This is a genomic window from Klebsiella grimontii (assembly GCF_900200035.1).
Classification (GTDB): domain Bacteria; phylum Pseudomonadota; class Gammaproteobacteria; order Enterobacterales; family Enterobacteriaceae; genus Klebsiella; species Klebsiella grimontii.
This window is the reverse complement of sequence record NZ_FZTC01000015.1, coordinates 986,225-1,003,224: the sequence shown is the minus strand read 5'-3', so window position 1 is coordinate 1,003,224 and position 17,000 is coordinate 986,225. Positions and strand designations below refer to the sequence as shown.

16 protein-coding genes are annotated in these 17,000 nt (G+C 51.3%); 7 read left to right on the top strand and 9 right to left on the bottom strand.

Going from position 1 to position 17,000, the window contains the following annotated elements; all coding sequences use genetic code 11:
• Together KOSB73_RS12475 and KOSB73_RS12470 are read right to left on the bottom strand one after the other, a co-directional pair.
• Positions 1-527, bottom strand: a 527-nt coding sequence (locus tag KOSB73_RS12475) for a BapA/Bap/LapF family prefix-like domain-containing protein (protein WP_133116569.1), incomplete at its 3' end; no start/stop codon positions are given.
• Between the two features lie 603 nt (positions 528-1,130).
• Positions 1,131-1,544 (bottom strand): CoA-binding protein, encoded by a 414-nt coding sequence (locus KOSB73_RS12470; protein ID WP_004871554.1) that lies wholly within the window; start codon positions 1,542-1,544, stop codon positions 1,131-1,133.
• Positions 1,545-1,698: 154 nt separating this feature from the next.
• On the opposite strand from KOSB73_RS12470, the gene mgsA reads away from it, so the two are divergent.
• Entirely contained in the window at positions 1,699-2,157 is a 459-nt protein-coding gene (mgsA, locus tag KOSB73_RS12465) for a methylglyoxal synthase (RefSeq protein ID WP_024360052.1), read from the top strand.
• A gap of 28 nt (positions 2,158-2,185) precedes the next feature.
• On the opposite strand, the gene helD is transcribed toward mgsA, so the two are convergent.
• Positions 2,186-4,240: a DNA helicase IV gene (helD, locus tag KOSB73_RS12460; RefSeq protein ID WP_004871558.1), complete on the bottom strand. Its 2,055-nt coding sequence runs from the start codon at positions 4,238-4,240 to the stop codon at positions 2,186-2,188.
• A 122-nt stretch (positions 4,241-4,362) separates the two neighbouring features.
• On the opposite strand from helD, the gene KOSB73_RS12455 reads away from it, so the two are divergent.
• The gene (locus tag KOSB73_RS12455) at positions 4,363-4,809 is read left to right on the top strand and encodes a YccF domain-containing protein (protein ID WP_004871560.1); all 447 of its coding nucleotides are present in this window, start codon (positions 4,363-4,365) and stop codon (positions 4,807-4,809) included.
• Positions 4,810-4,826: 17 nt separating this feature from the next.
• Positions 4,827-6,962, top strand: coding sequence for a YccS family putative transporter (gene yccS, locus KOSB73_RS12450; protein WP_049087565.1), 2,136 nt, complete (start codon positions 4,827-4,829; stop codon positions 6,960-6,962).
• On the opposite strand, the gene KOSB73_RS12445 is transcribed toward yccS, so the two are convergent.
• Entirely contained in the window at positions 6,950-7,573 is a 624-nt protein-coding gene (locus KOSB73_RS12445; protein WP_049087566.1) for a TfoX/Sxy family DNA transformation protein, read from the bottom strand. The genes yccS and KOSB73_RS12445 overlap by 13 nt on opposite strands.
• 462 nt (positions 7,574-8,035) lie before the next feature.
• Here KOSB73_RS12445 and sulA point away from each other — a divergent pair, with 462 nt between their 5' ends.
• Positions 8,036-8,545: an SOS-induced cell division inhibitor SulA gene (sulA, locus tag KOSB73_RS12440; protein ID WP_025107493.1), complete on the top strand. Its 510-nt coding sequence runs from the start codon at positions 8,036-8,038 to the stop codon at positions 8,543-8,545.
• 353 nt (positions 8,546-8,898) lie between these two features.
• Positions 8,899-9,969: a porin OmpA gene (gene ompA, locus KOSB73_RS12435; protein ID WP_004871566.1), complete on the top strand. Its 1,071-nt coding sequence runs from the start codon at positions 8,899-8,901 to the stop codon at positions 9,967-9,969.
• 95 nt (positions 9,970-10,064) lie between these two features.
• On the opposite strand, the gene matP is transcribed toward ompA, so the two are convergent.
• Positions 10,065-10,517: a macrodomain Ter protein MatP gene (gene matP, locus KOSB73_RS12430; protein WP_004871567.1), complete on the bottom strand. Its 453-nt coding sequence runs from the start codon at positions 10,515-10,517 to the stop codon at positions 10,065-10,067.
• 185 nt (positions 10,518-10,702) lie between these two features.
• Between matP and KOSB73_RS12425 the strand changes: the two genes are divergently transcribed.
• Positions 10,703-12,460, top strand: a complete 1,758-nt coding sequence (locus KOSB73_RS12425; protein ID WP_049087567.1) for an AAA family ATPase — start codon at positions 10,703-10,705, stop codon at positions 12,458-12,460.
• Between the two features lie 69 nt (positions 12,461-12,529).
• Complete coding sequence (fabA, locus tag KOSB73_RS12420; RefSeq protein WP_004131011.1) at positions 12,530-13,048, top strand: bifunctional 3-hydroxydecanoyl-ACP dehydratase/trans-2-decenoyl-ACP isomerase; 519 nt, start codon at positions 12,530-12,532, stop codon at positions 13,046-13,048.
• A gap of 65 nt (positions 13,049-13,113) precedes the next feature.
• Here the strand turns inward: fabA and rmf are convergent, their stop codons facing one another.
• The 4 genes from rmf to pqiA form a co-directional block, all read right to left on the bottom strand.
• Complete coding sequence (gene rmf / locus KOSB73_RS12415; protein WP_004871568.1) at positions 13,114-13,281, bottom strand: ribosome modulation factor; 168 nt, start codon at positions 13,279-13,281, stop codon at positions 13,114-13,116.
• Positions 13,282-13,537: 256 nt separating this feature from the next.
• Positions 13,538-14,101, bottom strand: a complete 564-nt coding sequence (pqiC, locus tag KOSB73_RS12410; RefSeq protein ID WP_004871569.1) for a membrane integrity-associated transporter subunit PqiC — start codon at positions 14,099-14,101, stop codon at positions 13,538-13,540.
• The gene (pqiB, locus tag KOSB73_RS12405; RefSeq protein WP_004871571.1) at positions 14,101-15,738 is read right to left on the bottom strand and encodes an intermembrane transport protein PqiB; all 1,638 of its coding nucleotides are present in this window, start codon (positions 15,736-15,738) and stop codon (positions 14,101-14,103) included. The genes pqiC and pqiB overlap by 1 nt, the downstream gene beginning before the upstream one ends.
• Complete coding sequence (gene pqiA / locus KOSB73_RS12400; RefSeq protein ID WP_004871573.1) at positions 15,728-16,996, bottom strand: membrane integrity-associated transporter subunit PqiA; 1,269 nt, start codon at positions 16,994-16,996, stop codon at positions 15,728-15,730. The genes pqiB and pqiA overlap by 11 nt, the downstream gene beginning before the upstream one ends.
• Positions 16,997-17,000 lie beyond the last annotated feature (4 nt).

Here is a 17,000-nt window from a genome sequence, read left to right as displayed (position 1 = left end):
GAGTCGCTGTCGGAGTCCGAATCGCTGTCCGAATCCGTATCACTATCGGAGTCCGAGTCACTATCAGCATCTGAGTCGCTTTCAGAGACCGAAGAGTGGTGGTCTTTGTTTGAGGTGCCGGCGAACATCGCCGCAATGCCCAGCAAAGCCGCGCCCGCCATGACCCAACCAGCAATACTTTGTCCTGCGCCACCGGTCGCGATGACTTCTGAAAGATCGCTAATCAGCGAGTAGTGTGCTCCATCGGTACCCGCGCCTTCCAACCACCATAATGCGCCGGTCTCATCATCCATAAGAACCAAATCACTGTGCTGCCCATGCTCATCCACAACGAAAAAGTTTTTAATTGTAACGGTGTCACCGTTATGGAGTTTTAGAACAAGATCATTACCTTGGCGGGTATACGAACTTATATCCTCACGTTTAACGTGCAGGAGAACCACTGACTGCGTATTGAGATTAATTTGATTACCATCAACGGTGTATTCAACACCTGTTTCTTTCACTGTCACATTTATATTTTTCATCAGGTTGCACCCTTGAGATGAAGACGCAGTCAGAGGTATGAGACAATTCTTAATTATGCACCTTATTAGATATACCAGTTCCCGGCGTCCCGCAAGGTTAAAGGCAAACAGATGATTTACATTCTGAAATAAATAAAAAACATTAAATTACAACCAGTTAAAATAATAAGCTTACATTTTAAAATGTTAATTAAGGCTATAATTAAAATCGTTACTCACGGTTATTACAATGAAGATAAAATTATGGATAATACATTTCCTATATCACCAAACCTGCTTTCAAGCGCTACCCGAAAAATATCTGTGATATTAGTCATATAAATGACATGAGAAAAAACAATTATTTTTTTAAACTTTAAAATATTTTACAAGGATTCCCCATGTATTTTCTATGGTTTATTTATAAAAAATAAATTATCTGTCGGAGAAGATTTTTCGTAATAAGGGAGATAAAGTCAGGAAGGTGTCCGTTAAACCCACAGAGATAATGTGATTTATTTTTAAATAAAGAAACGTTTCGATGTAGTTTTAATTAAAATTCTGCCCCTAAATAACTTAATTAATATTGATAAACCTAAAACCCCGTCAGGCGGGGTTTTAGGTTTATCGGGCTAGTCCCAATCGAGGGATCTCAATCGCCGGACAGCGATCCATCACCACGTTAAGTCCAGCATCCCGGGCGAGGACAGCCGCCTGTTCGTTGATTACCCCCAGCTGTAGCCACAGCGTTTTCGCACCGATAGCCACCGCCTCCTGGGCAACGCCCCAGGCCGCTTCCGAGTTACGGAAAACATCGACCATATCTACTTTTTCCGGCACGTCAGCAAGCGTGGCATATCCCTTTTGCCCCAGAAGAGTAGTACCTGCCACCTTAGGGGAAACGGGAATAACGTGATATCCCTGATCCAGAAGGTACTTCATCACCCGGTAGCTGGGGCGGTCAGGTTTGTCGCTTGCTCCCACCAGGGCGATAGTCCGCGTCGAGGTCAGAATACCTGCGATATCATTCTCTTTCATCATCATCCTCCTGCTATTTAGCCCAAGTGTATGCTAATCCGGATGAATCAGCATGAGTCCTGACCTACAGATGCGTCAAATTTTTTCATCCTGACGCTTGCAGCAACAATCACTTCCAGTAATCTGTCTACAGGCCAAAATGTGGAATGAAATGATGGAACTAACAACACGTACATTGCCAGCGCGCAAGCATATTGCACTGGTCGCTCACGATCACTGTAAAGATATGCTGATGAAATGGGTCGAGCGCCACCAGCAACTGCTGGCGCAGCACACGTTATCGGCAACAGGAACGACCGGAAATCTGGTGTCACGCGCAACCGGGCTGGAGGTGCAGGCGATGCTGAGTGGTCCCATGGGCGGCGACCAGCAGGTAGGAGCGCTGATTTCAGAAGGTAAAATCGATGTATTGATTTTTTTCTGGGATCCGCTGAATGCCGTGCCGCACGATCCGGATGTGAAAGCGTTATTACGTTTGGCAACGGTATGGAATATTCCCGTCGCCACCAACGTTTCGACCGCCGACTTTATTATCCAGTCCCCGCACTTCAACGACCCTGTTGATATCCTGATCCCTGATTATCAACGCTACCTTGCAGAGCGTCTGAAATAAAACCTGCTGGCGGCCATGCCGCCAGTCATTATGGTTTTCTTGCTACCGGGACACCCAGCGCCTCTAACATTTCAACAAACGGCGAAGGTTGTTCTTTATTAAACAATAACCATACGCGTAGACGTGCGCGGGTGATGGCGACATACAGTAAACGCCTCTCTTCGGCATCGGGAAAATCCTCCGGCTGTGGTAATAGCGCCTGCTCCATAATCGACTCGCGCGCCGGTGCGGGAAACGCGTCATCCCCCTCCTGAAGGCCAAGAATAATGACGTAATCTGCCTGTTGCCCTTTGCTGGCATGAATAGTCATAAAATCGAGATGCAGATGCGGCCAGCGCGTGGCGGCTTTCTCCAGCGCCGCCGGCTTCAAATGATGGTAGCGAGCTAACAACAAAATCCGCTGTTCTCGTTTGACATAACCGCTCATTTTATCAAGCAGATCGTCGAGTTTGTCCTGCGCTAGTAACGTCACCGCTTTTTTGTCCCCTGCGACCAGGCTGTTTAGCGGTTTCGTTAACTGATGCGGATTTTGTTGGATAAACCCGTTGGCGACCTCTCCTATCCGACTATTAAATCGGTACGTCGTATCCAGCGCGCAGCAATCTCCTTCGCCAAAATAGTGATTAAAGGCCGTTGTTAAAGAGAGCTGAGCACCGCTAAAACGGTAGATAGCCTGCCAGTCATCGCCAACGGCAAACAGCGTAGTCTGTGTGTTTTGCCGACGTAACGCGGCGAGTAGGGATGCCCGCTGCGGTGAGATATCCTGAAACTCATCCACCAGAATATGCTTCCACGGGCTGACAAAGCGCCCCTTATCCAGAACATTAATCGCCTGATGAATCAGGCCGGAAAAATCGACGGCATTTTCATCTTTTAACGCCGTTTTCCACGCTTTTAGCAAAGGGGCCATCAGCTTGACGCGCTTGCCAAAAAGATCACGTACCTCTTCAGGCGCTCCGGCAATCATTTCCGCCTGCGAGCCGCCATGCATACGCATCAGGCTAACCCAGCGATCAAGGCGACTGGCGATACGACGCTGCAGCGTTTTATCCTGCCAAAAATCCCCTTCTGGGATCTGCCAGTCCATTTCTTCTTCCAGCCACAGTCGCCAGCCTTTCGCCTGCGCTTTTTTCTCCTGGCACTGCTGCTGCCAGTTCTGAACTAAGAGTTTTTGCCGCGCGGCGCTGTCGTTCTCCAGCTTGCTGATCGTCGGAGCTTTTTTACTGCCCTGCTGAATAATATACAGAGCCAGGGAATGAAAAGTGCGCGTAGAGATCTCTTCAGTACCCAGGCGCTCGCGGATGCGCTCATCCATCTCCTGCGCGGCTTGTCGACCAAATGCCAGGAGCAGAATTTGCTCGGCCGCCGCTTCGCCACGAGTCAATAGCCAGCCAGCGCGCGCCACTAATACGGAAGTTTTACCGCTTCCGGCACCTGCCAGCACTAACAACGAACGCTCGCCGTTCACCACTGCGCGCGCCTGAGCCGGATTCAGTGGCGATGATTCTACCGCGGCAAAAAAGCCGCGGTATTGTTCCAGCATTGATTCAGTAAACGTTTGATTATGCTCGAGCCTGGCTTTTTCGGTATTACTCAACCAACTCTGACATTGCCGCCATAACTCGCGGCAGTTATCGAAAGCGTCAAGACGGGCTGTTGGCACAGGTAATCCGCCAAGCGCATGGCGTATTTTACGCTGGATATCGGTCACCTGCTGACGCGTCAACCACTTCCCCTCTGCGCTGGAACGCGCCACGTCAGCCAGTTGCTGGCGAAGGACATCAGCGGCGATATCGCTCATTTCCTCGCTCCACTGCTGCCAGAGCGTGTTCAAATGATGGTAAAAACGCTGGGTTTCATTCCATTCGGTGCCATGCAAACGCACAACTTTCTCGCCCGGCAGGATAAATTCCAGTTCCCCCCATACCAGACCACGCTTGCAATGAATTGATAATAACTGATTGAAAGGTATAAGATATTCATGACTGTCGCCGGAAACCTTTACTCCGGCATTAAGAAGTTGCACCCTATCATAAGGATGCTGAGCCATGCGCTTGCCCAATGTTGTCGCTCTAAGTTCCATATAATGTCGAATTTCAATCAGGTTGGATGTTTTTAAGTTTAACCGCCAGCGACCGGGTGCTCCAGCGTAAAAAACGCTACAATGGCCAGGCCTTATTATCCACGGAATTAAACAGAGGGTTTATGCGTACCGTTCTGAATATTTTAAACTTTATCCTTGGCGGATTCGCCACCACGCTCGGCTGGCTTCTGGCGACGTTGGTCAGCATCGTGCTGATCTTTACGCTACCTCTCACCCGCTCCTGCTGGGAGATAACAAAACTCTCTCTTCTACCCTATGGTAATGAAGCCGTTCATGTTGATGAACTCGATCCTCAGGGAAAGAATAGCCTGCTAAACGCGGGCGGGACACTATTGAATATTTTATGGTTTATTTTCTTTGGCTGGTGGCTGTGCCTGATGCACATCTTTTGTGGTATCGCACAATGCCTGACCATCATCGGCATTCCGGTTGGCATCGCCAATTTCAAAATCGCCGCTATTGCTTTATGGCCAGTAGGCCGTCGAGTCGTCTCCGTCGAGACCGCTCGTGCTGCGCGTGAAGCCAATGCGCGCCGCCGCTTTCAGTAACTGAATGGAACACAGAAATGCTCACCCCCCTGCTACGCCGCTATACCCGGAACAGCGCCTGGTTATATAACATCAGGATTTTTATCGCCCTCTGCGGCACGACCGCGTTTCCCTGGTGGCTTGGCGAAGTAAAACTCACGATTCCTTTAACGCTTGGGGTCGTGGCAGCGGCGCTGACCGACCTTGATGACCGCCTGACAGGACGTCTGCGTAATCTGGCCATTACCCTCGTGTGCTTTTTTATTGCCTCGGCCTCGGTGGAACTGCTCTTTCCCTGGCCGTGGTTATTCGCAGCAGGATTAACCGTTTCTACCATCGGCTTTATTTTGCTCGGCGGGCTGGGCCAGCGCTATGCCACAATCGCCTTTGGTGCCTTGTTAATCGCCATCTATACCATGCTGGGGGTAACGCTTTATAGCCACTGGTATCTCCAGCCGCTGTTTTTGCTGGCCGGGGCGGTGTGGTACAACTTACTCACCCTCGCAGGGCATCTTATTTTCCCCATCCGTCCCCTTCAGGATAACCTTGCACGCAGCTACGAGCAGTTGGCGCACTATCTTGAACTTAAATCGCGCCTGTTCGATCCGGATATTGAAGATGAAAGCCAGGCTCCTCTGTATGACCTGGCCATAGCCAACGGCCAGCTAGTGGCAACCCTGAATCAGACCAAAGTTTCCCTGCTGACGCGCCTGCGCGGGGATCGCGGGCAGCGCGGAACGCGTCGCACCCTGCAGTATTACTTCGTGGCGCAGGATATCCACGAACGCGCTAGCTCTTCGCATATTCAATACCAAACGCTGCGCGATCGCTTTCGTTACAGCGACGTGATGTTCCGCTTCCAGAGAATGCTGTCCATGCAGGCGCAGGCCTGCCAGAAACTGTCTCGTGCCATCCTGCTGCGCGAACCCTATCTTCACGATACTCACTTTGAGCGCGCTTTTATGCACCTTGACGCCGCGCTCGATCGCGTAAAAGCCAGCGGCGCGCCGGCAGAACAGATTAAGGCGTTAGGGTTTTTGCTTAATAACCTACGCGCAATTGACGCCCAGCTGGCGACAATTGAATCTGTCCAGACCACCGCGCAGTTCAGTAACAACACGGAAAACCTGCTGGCTGACGACCAGCCTGGCGGTTTTGGCGATGTCTGGCTGCGCTTACGCAGTAATATGTCCCCCGAGTCCGCCCTGTTTCGCCATGCGGTTCGTATGTCGTTGGTCCTGTGCGCTGGCTACGCTTTTATCCAGCTGACCGGGCTGAATCATGGTTACTGGATATTGCTGACCAGCCTGTTTGTTTGCCAGCCAAACTATAACGCGACTCGACACCGGCTGGCGTTAAGGATAATCGGTACTCTCATCGGCGTGGCGATAGGTCTCCCGGTGCTGCTTCTCGTTCCGTCCGTTGAAGGCCAGCTGTTTTTAATTGTTTTAACCGGCGTGCTGTTCTTCGCTTTCCGTAATGTGCAGTACGCCCATGCGACAATGTTCATTACCCTCCTGGTTTTACTTTGCTTCAACCTCCTGGGTGAAGGTTTTGAAGTCGCCCTACCGCGCATATTTGATACGCTGATCGGCTGCGCTATCGCCTGGGCCGCTGTCAGCTTTATTTGGCCTGACTGGAAATTCCGCAATCTGCCGCGAGTACTCGAACAAGCAATCAACGCTAACTGCCGGTATTTAGACGCCATACTTGAGCAATATCATCAGGGACGCGACAACCGCCTTGCCTATCGCATTGCGCGAAGAGCCGCGCACAACAGGGACGGTGAATTGGCATCAGTAGTCTCAAACTTATCAACTGAACCAAGAGCGGGCTCGCAAATTCGAGAAACCGCGTTTCGTTTGTTGTGCCTGAACCACACTTTTACCAGCTATATTTCAGCCCTGGGCGCCCATAGGGAAAAGCTGACAACGCCAGATATCCTGGCGCTGCTGGACGATGCCGTTTGTTATGTTGATGACGCGCTGCACCACTCGCCGGCCGATGAGCAGCGGGTACAGCAAGCTCTAGCAAACCTGCAGACCCGGATACAGCATCTCGACCCCCGTGCCGAGAGCAAGGAGCCGCTGGTGCTTCAACAAATCGGACTGCTTCTGGCGCTGCTGCCAGAGATTTGTCGGCTACAGCGACAGGTTGAGATTCAACCTGAATAGGCCTCCCTCTCCTGCATCTGTTCCGCCGCCCACTCCTCAAGCTCCTGACGCTGTTGCGTTGGGAGCGTGGCCGCATGTACGCCGGCAATGGCTCCCTGTAGGCAATAAAGAATATTAACCGTTAGCGCTTTATTCATTTTCCGTAACCTCAGCCAGGCTTCTTTTGCCCCAATCTTACGCAGCGTTAATTCATCGGTGATGCCTGAATTAATCAACTGTAGCTCCATGTGAAAACTGATATTTGGCAAATTTTTCAATCTCCCGGAATGCCGCTGCCGATGTTTTTCATAGCGAGCGCTCTGTAATGACAGCGCTGATAAATGAAAAAGCATATTGCTATCCTGCCAAAGCCCTTCATCAATATGATAATACTTCAGCGCGACCAGACGACCATTCTTCTGCATTTTCAAAAGCGGGTTTTTATGCGCCACGCGGTACTCCGCGCTCTGCTCACAAACCCGAAGATAGATTTCCCCCTCGGCCATCATGGCAAATACGGTGTTGTCTATCGCCAGGCTATAGCCACCAAATAAGGGCCGACAGCTTATTTTTCCTAATGGAGTCAAACATGCCCGAAACTGATGGAACCTAAAACATACAAGTTTCTTCATGATTATTCCTTTGTTAATCATGTAAATAAGACATAAATTTGCTAACGGATCCGTTAATAAAGAAAATAAGTGACTTCTCTTCATGCGGCAACATGAATTATCTCTTTATTTTAATCAGCTTGTTTTTTTGCGAGCGGCTTTCAGAAAATAGCCTGTTGATGAAGTCAAAAGCAGGAAAAGTAAAATGCTTAATTAATATTAATCACATTAGAGCACAAAGTGTCAGGTATCTCTGGTCACTCGTAGACGGTTAACGTCATCATTTGTGAGAAAAATTTATCCAGGTAAAAAGCGCGACAACGATGAATTCACATGATGTACGCGCTGACATCCGACGCTATCGGCGCTTACTTACCCCCTGAGATGTACAAATTTCATCCAGAAACAGAGAAAATAGAGTTGATCTTTCACCCTGTCGCATATACTGTATATGCATACAGTAACCCACAGGCGGGATAGACTATGTTTACATCAGCTCACGCAAATCGTTCACCACTGACTTCTACTTCAGTACGTCGTCGCTCTCATGACGCTGCCGAACAGCCAGCTAACGGGCTGATCAGTGAAATAGTCTATCGCGAAGATCAGCCTATGATGACGCAGCTACTATTGCTTCCTTTATTACAACAGCTTGGTCAGCAGTCCCGCTGGCAGCTCTGGCTGACTCCACAGCAGAAGCTAAGCCGTGAATGGGTGCAGTCATCCGGTTTACCGCTGTCCAAGGTTATGCAGATCAGCCAGCTCTCCCCCGCTAATACCCTGGAATCAATGGTTCGCTCACTGCGCACCGGAAATTATAGCGTCGTTATTGGCTGGCTATCAGAAGAACTGAGCATTGAAGAACATGAACGACTGGTTGCCGCTGCAGAAGAGGGTCACGCGATGGGCTTTATCATGCGCCCGGTAAGAAATACCGATCAGCCAGGCAGACAACTTTCCGGGCTAAAAATTCACTCAAATCTGTATCATTAACCGAGTTTAGGATTAATCCTGGAATTTTTTTTGCCCTGACGTGAGATGGGCTTTCTTGATGGGCATTTTTGTTAAAATGCTTGTCTGATGCGGCTTCGCGACTTTTTTTGCCCCAAACAAGTTCAACCGTATTTGTTAAACATAGCGTACACAACCCTTTTTTTTCATATGCCTGACGGAGTTCACACTTGTAAGTTTCGAACTAAGTTGTAGACTTTACATCGCCAGGGGTGATCGGCTTACGCTGCATGTATCAGCATAGTTAACAACAAGTCACGCCCCGGGTGAAGGATTTAACCGTGAGGTCTTCTGAACCTTCATGGCGAATTTTGGATGATAATGAGGCGCAAAAAATGAAAAAGACAGCTATCGCGATTGCAGTGGCACTGGCTGGCTTCGCTACCGTAGCGCAGGCCGCTCCGAAAGATAACACCTGGTACGCAGGTGCTAAACTGGGCTGGTCCCAGTATCACGATACCGGTTTCTACGGTAACGGTTTCAAAGGTAACAATGGTCCGGTTCGTAACGATCAGCTGGGTGCTGGTGCGTTCGGTGGTTACCAGGTTAACCCGTACCTCGGTTTTGAAATGGGCTACGACTGGCTGGGCCGTATGGCTTATAAAGGCAGCGTTGACAACGGCGCTTTCAAAGCTCAGGGCGTTCAGCTGACTGCTAAACTGGGTTACCCGATCACTGACGATCTGGATATCTATACCCGTCTGGGTGGTATGGTTTGGCGCGCAGACTCCAAAGGTAACTACGCTTCTACCGGCGTTTCCCGTAGCGAACACGACACTGGCGTATCCCCGGTATTCGCGGGCGGCTTAGAGTGGGCTGTTACTCGTGACATCGCAACCCGTCTGGAATACCAGTGGGTTAATAACATCGGCGACGCTGGCACCGTTGGTACCCGTCCTGATAACGGCATGCTGAGCCTGGGCGTTTCCTACCGTTTCGGTCAGGACGATGTTGCTCCGGTTGTAGCTCCGGCTCCGGCTCCGGCTCCAGAAGTGACTACCAAGCACTTCACCCTGAAGTCTGACGTTCTGTTCAACTTCAACAAATCTACTCTGAAACCAGAAGGCCAGCAGGCTCTGGATCAGCTGTACACCCAGCTGAGCAACATGGATCCGAAAGACGGTTCCGCAGTTGTTCTGGGCTACACCGACCGTATCGGTTCTGATGCCTACAACCAGCAGCTGTCTGAGAAACGTGCTCAGTCCGTTGTTGATTACCTGGTATCCAAAGGTATCCCGGCTAGCAAAATCTCCGCTCGCGGTATGGGTGAATCCAACCCGGTTACTGGCAACACCTGTGACAACGTGAAAGCTCGTGCAGCTCTGATTGACTGCCTGGGTCCGGATCGTCGCGTAGAGATCGAAGTTAAAGGCTACAAAGACGTTGTAACTCAGCCGCAGGCTTAAGTTATATCGTCAATAAAAAACCCCGCAATGCGGGGTTTTTTTTGGCTTAAATTCCGCGTTCAAAAAACAGCAGCGGAATCCCGGTGCCTGCATCGCTACTCTTTACCTAACAGCACCTGCAAATCATGCTTCAGGCTGGACATCTTGCTGGCATACTTCTCTTTATGCTCAGCATCCTCAATCAACTGCACGATAGTTTCCGACAGCGTTTTACCCCGTCTTTGCGCCAGACCTGCAAGGCGCTGCCAGACCACGAATTCAAGGTCGATAGACTTTTTACGCGTATGCTGATGCTCCGCGTTGAAGTGACGCTTACGTCGGGCGCGGATAGTCTGCTTCATGCGGTTCACTAGCTCTGGATTCATATGCTGCTCAATCCAGGTATTCACCAGCACGGGTTCATTTTCGAGCGTCAGTAATAAATCGACCGCGGCTTGCGCAGCGCTGGCTTCAATGTAGCGGGTAATAAGCTCACCTTCCCGATGCTTTTTTACCAGATAAGTCCATTTCCAGCCGCTTTCAAGGTTTTCCAGTTGTTGATATTTCATTGCGATCTCAATGTGACCGTGTAACTCATTTCAGGATATCAGTTTTTTCCTGATGTGCTGAGAATAAATCATCTTTCGTGATGTTGGTAGATTCGTTATCACCACGACAATCGCAATCCCCCGTGTGCTCAGACGCTGCATAATGTATAATCGCGCGTTTTACATCTGACTAAAAAACAGCGACTTTGACCATTACGAAACTTACCCGAAACGACCTTGCTCCTGATACGGAAAGTTATCAGGCGCTGTTTGCACAAGCCGACCTGGCTCACGCAGAGGAATCCCTCTCAGGCGAACTGCAACCCCGTCTCTTTTATGCCCTGGAGCAGCTACTGGTCACTCCAGCCATTTCGCCATTTATGCTGGTTAAAATTCCGGAAGAACCGGAGTACCTGCAATGGCTAGCTAATGAAACCCGAACTTTACATCAACCGGCAGCAACGCTCTGTGGCGTTCACTATCAGGTTGATGGCGGAAAAATCTCTCTTACGCCAGCGCAGACTGCTGAAGATAATTTCGCCAGCGTTGCTCCGGTCGAAGCCGCTGACTGGATCGAAGCAGAGCAGCTGTTTGGCTGCGTGCGCCAGTTTAATGGTGAGATCACCTTACAAGCCGGTCTGGTCCATCGCGCCAACGGCGGCGTATTGATTCTCTCCCTGCGCGCCTTACTGGCTCAGCCCCTACTGTGGATGCGGCTAAAAAATATGGTGGCCCGCCAGCGTTTTGACTGGCTGTCATTCGATGAATCTCGCCCTCTTCCGGTGAGCATCCCTTCTATGCCCCTGAGCCTGAAAGTGATCCTCGTCGGCGAGCGGGAATCCCTGGCTGATTTCCAGGAGATGGAACCCGAGCTTTCTGCGCAGGCTATCTACAGCGAATATGAAGATAACCTGCAAATTGCTGATGCAGAGACGCTGAAGCAATGGTGCCAGTGGGTCTGGCAAAATGCTCAACAGCTTGAACTTCCGGGACTGTCCGCTAACGCCTGGCCGCTGCTGATTCAGGAAGGCTCGCGTTATACCGGCGATCAGGAAACTTTGCCGCTGTGCGTTCTCTGGATTGCCCGCCAGCTTCGAGAAGCTGCCGCGTTCTGTGATGGTGAAGAGATTAGCGCCGAAGAGATACAAACCATGCTGGTGCGTCGTCTGTGGCGCGAGGGCTATCTTGCTGAGCGCATCCAGGATGAAATCCTGCAGGAGCAAATCCTGATCGAAACCGAAGGCGAATGCGTAGGACAAATCAACGCACTTTCTGTCATTGAGTTTCCGGGTCACCCTCGCGCGTTTGGCGAGCCTTCGCGTATCAGCTGCGTCGTGCATATTGGCGACGGCGAATTCATCGACGTTGAACGTAAGGCCGAGCTGGGCGGTAACATTCATGCAAAAGGTATGATGATCATGCAGGCGTTTCTGATGTCCGAGCTGGAGCTCGAACAACAGCTTCCCTTCACCGCCTCCCTGACCTTCGAGCAGTCCTACAGCGAAGTGGATGGCGATAGCGCCTCCATGGCCGAACTGTGCGCGCTGATCAGTTCGCTGGCCAATGTACCGATTAATCAGAGCATCGCCGTTACCGGCTCTGTCGATCAGTTTGGTCGCGTACAGCCGGTTGGCGGGCTCAACGAAAAAATTGAGGGCTTCTTCGCTATTTGCCAGCAGCGTGGGCTGACCGGTAAACAGGGCGTCATCATCCCCTCCGCCAACGTTCGTCATCTGAGCCTGGCGCAGGAACTGCAGCAGGCCGTTTCGGATGAACAGTTCTTTATTTGGGCAGTCGATGACGTGTCGGAAGCGCTGCCCATTCTGACCCAGCTGCTCTGGGACGGCGAAGGACAAACTTTACGGCAAACCATTCAGGAACGAATTGCGCAGGCGACACAGCAAGAGAGTCGTCATCGCTTTCCGTGGCCGCTACGCTGGTTAGGCGGTTCAGGTTCGAACTGATCGGACTTGTTCAGCGTACACGTGTTAGCTATCCTGCGTCCCGAACTCAAAATAAGGCTTACTGAAAACATGGTAGATAAACGCGAATCCTATACAAAAGAAGACCTTCTTGCCTCTGGTCGTGGTGAACTATTTGGTGCGAAAGGCCCACAGCTGCCGGCGCCAAGTATGCTGATGATGGACCGCGTCATCAAAATGAGCGAAACCGGTGGTAACTATGACAAGGGTTATGTTGAGGCAGAACTCGATATTAACCCGGACCTGTGGTTCTTCGGTTGCCATTTTATTGGTGACCCGGTAATGCCGGGCTGCCTGGGTCTGGATGCCATGTGGCAGCTGGTTGGCTTCTACCTGGGCTGGTTAGGCGGCGAAGGTAAAGGGCGTGCATTAGGCGTCGGTGAAGTTAAACTCACCGGCCAGATACTGCCAACGGCGAAGAAAGTGACCTACCGTATTCATTTCAAACGCGTGATAAACCGTCGTTTAATTATGGGCCTGGCGGATGGCGAAGTGCTGGTTGACGGGCGTCTGATTTACACCGCGACCGACCTGAAAGTGGGCCTGTTCCAGGACACTTCCGCATTCTGATAAGCAGTGACGCGTTAGAAAAGGCGAAGCCCCCGCGCAGCGGAGGCTTCTTTTTAAAGAGACAGTCAGGCAGTTTGTACCCTGTCCTCCATGGCTTCTCGCCAGCCTCCTAGCCAATAAGACCTTTGGTTTAAGGTCTGGTAAGGACACATTTCCTTCGACCTTCCGGTAATACCGGCCTGGTACCCACGCTGATGTGCCCGTTCCAGGCGATCTCGTTTTTGTCTCTTCATGCCTCGTTTCCCTCATTCTTTGATCTGGTGGAAAAGAAAACAATGGTCACTTAATACGCAACCACGGTTAACGAATACCGCGAATCAGGGATAGCGTCAATGCGCAAAATTCACGCCATTGTCATATTTGTGAGCTACAAGAAAGTTCGTTTGTACAAAAACTGTGAACCAGCACAAGTAACAATCTGATGAGACAAACAAAAAAGCCGCTGCGATTTTCGTTCTCGCAGCGGCTTTTTACTCTTATGAATTTTACTTATGGCAGGCGGTTTAGCTCGCTGGCAATTGCGGTTGCTTCCTGAGTCCAGGCCTGAGCTAAGGTTTTCACCATCGCGTCGTAGCCATCCTCTTGCTGCTTAAGCTCAATATGGAACGGCCGCTTGATCAGCTGCCCCTGATGCTTCAACAGCCACTCGCCGCTGACGATTACCCGGCCATCGTAACGACCGTGAAAACCACTAACGGAGACGTTCAGCGTATCCTGCTCGCTACCCAGCGGTTGAGAAGCGACAACCCATCCCGGTAGCTGGTTGCTAAGGTTCGCCACCAGCGTCGTTCTCAGCTGTTGATCGAGCGGGCTAGCCCACAGATTGTTGTTGGCAATCACATACTGGACATCGGTGGTCTGATAAACCACCCCGTTACCGGCCAGATAATCTGGAATGCTCACCTGCTCGACCCACAGCAAATTTTTGCTTTGGTGGGCGGCGCTTTGCGCGCCTCCCTGCGCCACCGGAAGCTGATAGTAAGTTTTACTGTCGCCGCCGCTGCTGCATGCCGTCAGCGCGCAAACCGCAGCCGCTATTAGCCATTTCTTCATTATTTCGCTCCCTTTGGCTGCGGATCTTTTTTATCCTTCGCCTCAAATACCAGCGCATTGCTCTTATCATTGAGCGTTTTCAGTACCGGCTGCAGTTCACGAAGAACCTGATCGAGACGCTGCATATCCGCAACCATCTTATTGTATGCCGCCGATCCCGGCTGGAAGCCCTGCATACTACGATTAAGTTCACGCAACGTATTCTGCATATCGCCCGGTAGCTGCTGCATCGACTGACTTGACGTTATCTTGTTCAGACTATCCAGCGTCGCCTGTACGTGCTGCATCGTTTTTTCACTTTGCGCCAGCGTACTGGTTGCCTGCTCCAGCAGCGGGTTAATGGGCAGATTATTAATCTTATCCAGCGCGTCCATCAGGCGCTGCTGAATCTGCGCCAGGCCACCGCTCACGGTTGGAATAATCGGATAACCGCCAAACTCCTGGAACTTGCCGCGCGCTGGCGCTTTCGGGTAGAAGTCGAGATCGATATACAGCGCCCCGGTGACCAGGTTACCGGTTTTAAGTGAACCACGCAGTCCACGGTTCATCAGATCATCGATATGCTTACGAATGTCAGGATCGGCGCCTAATTGATTGATCAGGCGTTCAGGCTCAATCCGCACTTCGACCGGAATACGATAGTCGTCGTTTAAGTTCTGCTTCAGGCCAGGGATAAAGAACGGTACTTTACCCACGGTCCCAAGGCGGATACCGCGGAACTCAACCGGCGCGCCGGGCTGCAGACCGCGAATCGAATCTTTAAAGAACATTACGTAGTCAATATGCTGAGTAAACACCGAATCCTGAATGCTGCGCTGATCGTCAAACAGATGATATTCGGTTTTATTCGCCACCGGCTCACCTAGCGGCAGCCCTTCGGGAATATCAAAGCTGACGCCGCCGCCAAACAGGGTCGACAGCGATCCCATTTCAACGCGCATACCCGCAGCGGTTAGATCTACCGCAATACCGCTATCCTTCCAGAAGCGTACGTTATTGGTTACCAGCCGATCGTTAGGCGCGCTGATAAACAGTTGATAAGTAATGTTCCGTTTTTGCGCATCGAAGGTGCTGGTTTCAACTGAACCTACGCGATAGCCGCGGAAAAGCACCGGATCGCCGGGAGAAAGCTGACCCGCTTTACTGCTTTCCAGCAGGATACGAATACCTTTTGCATCAGGGGATGCCAACGGCGGTGAATCCAACAGCGGGTACTGCGCCGGGACAGAACCTTTGGTACCCGGCTGCAGTTCGATATAGGCGCCGGATAGCAACGTCCCCAGACCGCTAATCCCTTCACGACCTACCTGCGGTTTAACCACCCAAAATACCGAATCCTGGTGCAGCAGTTTTTCCATGCCTGAATTCAACCGGGCTTTAACTTCCACGTGGGTCAGGTCATCCGTCAGCGTTGCGCTTTCAATCACGCCGACATCAACGCTGCGGCTTTTGATCCGGGTTTTCCCCCCTTCAATTCCCTCTGCGTTAGTCGTAATCAGGGTCACTTCCGGCCCCTGGTGACTATAGTGATAAAAAAGAATCCAGGCGCCAATGAGCGCCGTTACTATCGGGAAGATCCACACCGGTGACCAGTTTTTCACCTTTTGCACCTTCGCTTCTCCGCTCTTATTTTCCATGCTGCAGTCTTTCCTCACGGCTTGAATCTGGCTCACGATCCCACAATAAACGAGGGTCAAACGTCATGGCCGAAAACATTGTCATTACTACGACCAGCGCAAACATCACTGCTCCTATCGCCGGATAGATATTCATTAATCCACCAATGCGTACCAGAGCGGAGAGGACTGCGATAACAAACACATCAATCATTGACCAGCGGCCAACAAACTCGACGACTTCATAGATCAGATGCATGCGCTCCGAGTCGCGCTCTCCCTTGCCGCTGGCGTTCCAGCATAGCCAGCCAATGGCAATCATCTTTAACGTCGGCACCATAATACTGGCGATAAATATCACCATAGCGACCGGATACGATCCTTCACTCCACAGCAGGATCACCCCCGCCATAATAGTTGAGGGCATTTTATCGCCCAGCAGGTCGGTAATCATGATCGGCAAAATATTGGCGGGCATGTAGAGGATCAACGAAGTCACCAGCAGCGCCAGCGTCCACTGCAGGCTGTTTTTACGCCGGGCGGTTCCCCTGGTACGGCAGCGCGGACAAACGGCCTCATCCATAGGCAATACCGCCGTGCAGCATGAACACGAGCGTAGCCCCTGACGTAGACCGGAAACGCCGACTTTTAGCGGCTGTTTAATCGGCGGCATTGGCGCAATGTCATCCCATAACCAGCGGCGATCCACGCACTGGAACGTCCGCAGCTGTAACAGGCAGAACATACACCAGGGAATAAAACTCAGGCCAATGCCAATATCGCCGTAGGCCATCAGCTTAACGAAGCTGACCAGTACCCCGGCGAGGAAGATCTCCGCCATCCCCCAGGTTTTAAGGTGAAACAGGATCCGCGCCAGGAAGGCTTTCAGCCCGGAAGGCATGCCCACCCGGTTGACCAGCAGCAGTATCGTGACCAGGCAGAAAGCCGGCACCAGCTGTACGAACAGTAAAAAGAAAGTCCCGAGGCTGGCGTAATCCTCGGTAAACAGCACATTTGGAATTTCCAGTAGCTCAATTTCGCTGCTGATCCCCCCAACCTTCATATAGATGAAGGGGAAAAGATTGGCCAGCAGCAGCATGAACAACGCGACCAGCGCATAGGCTGTGGGACGCTGCCGGGGCGCGTCCCATGACGTTGTTAATGTCGTTCCGCAACGCGGACACGTAGCTTTCTGGCGATGCTCCAGCTGCGGCAAAGCCACCAGCAGATCACATTGTCGACACAGGATATGCCGCGCAGCATGATGATGATCGCACATGAAA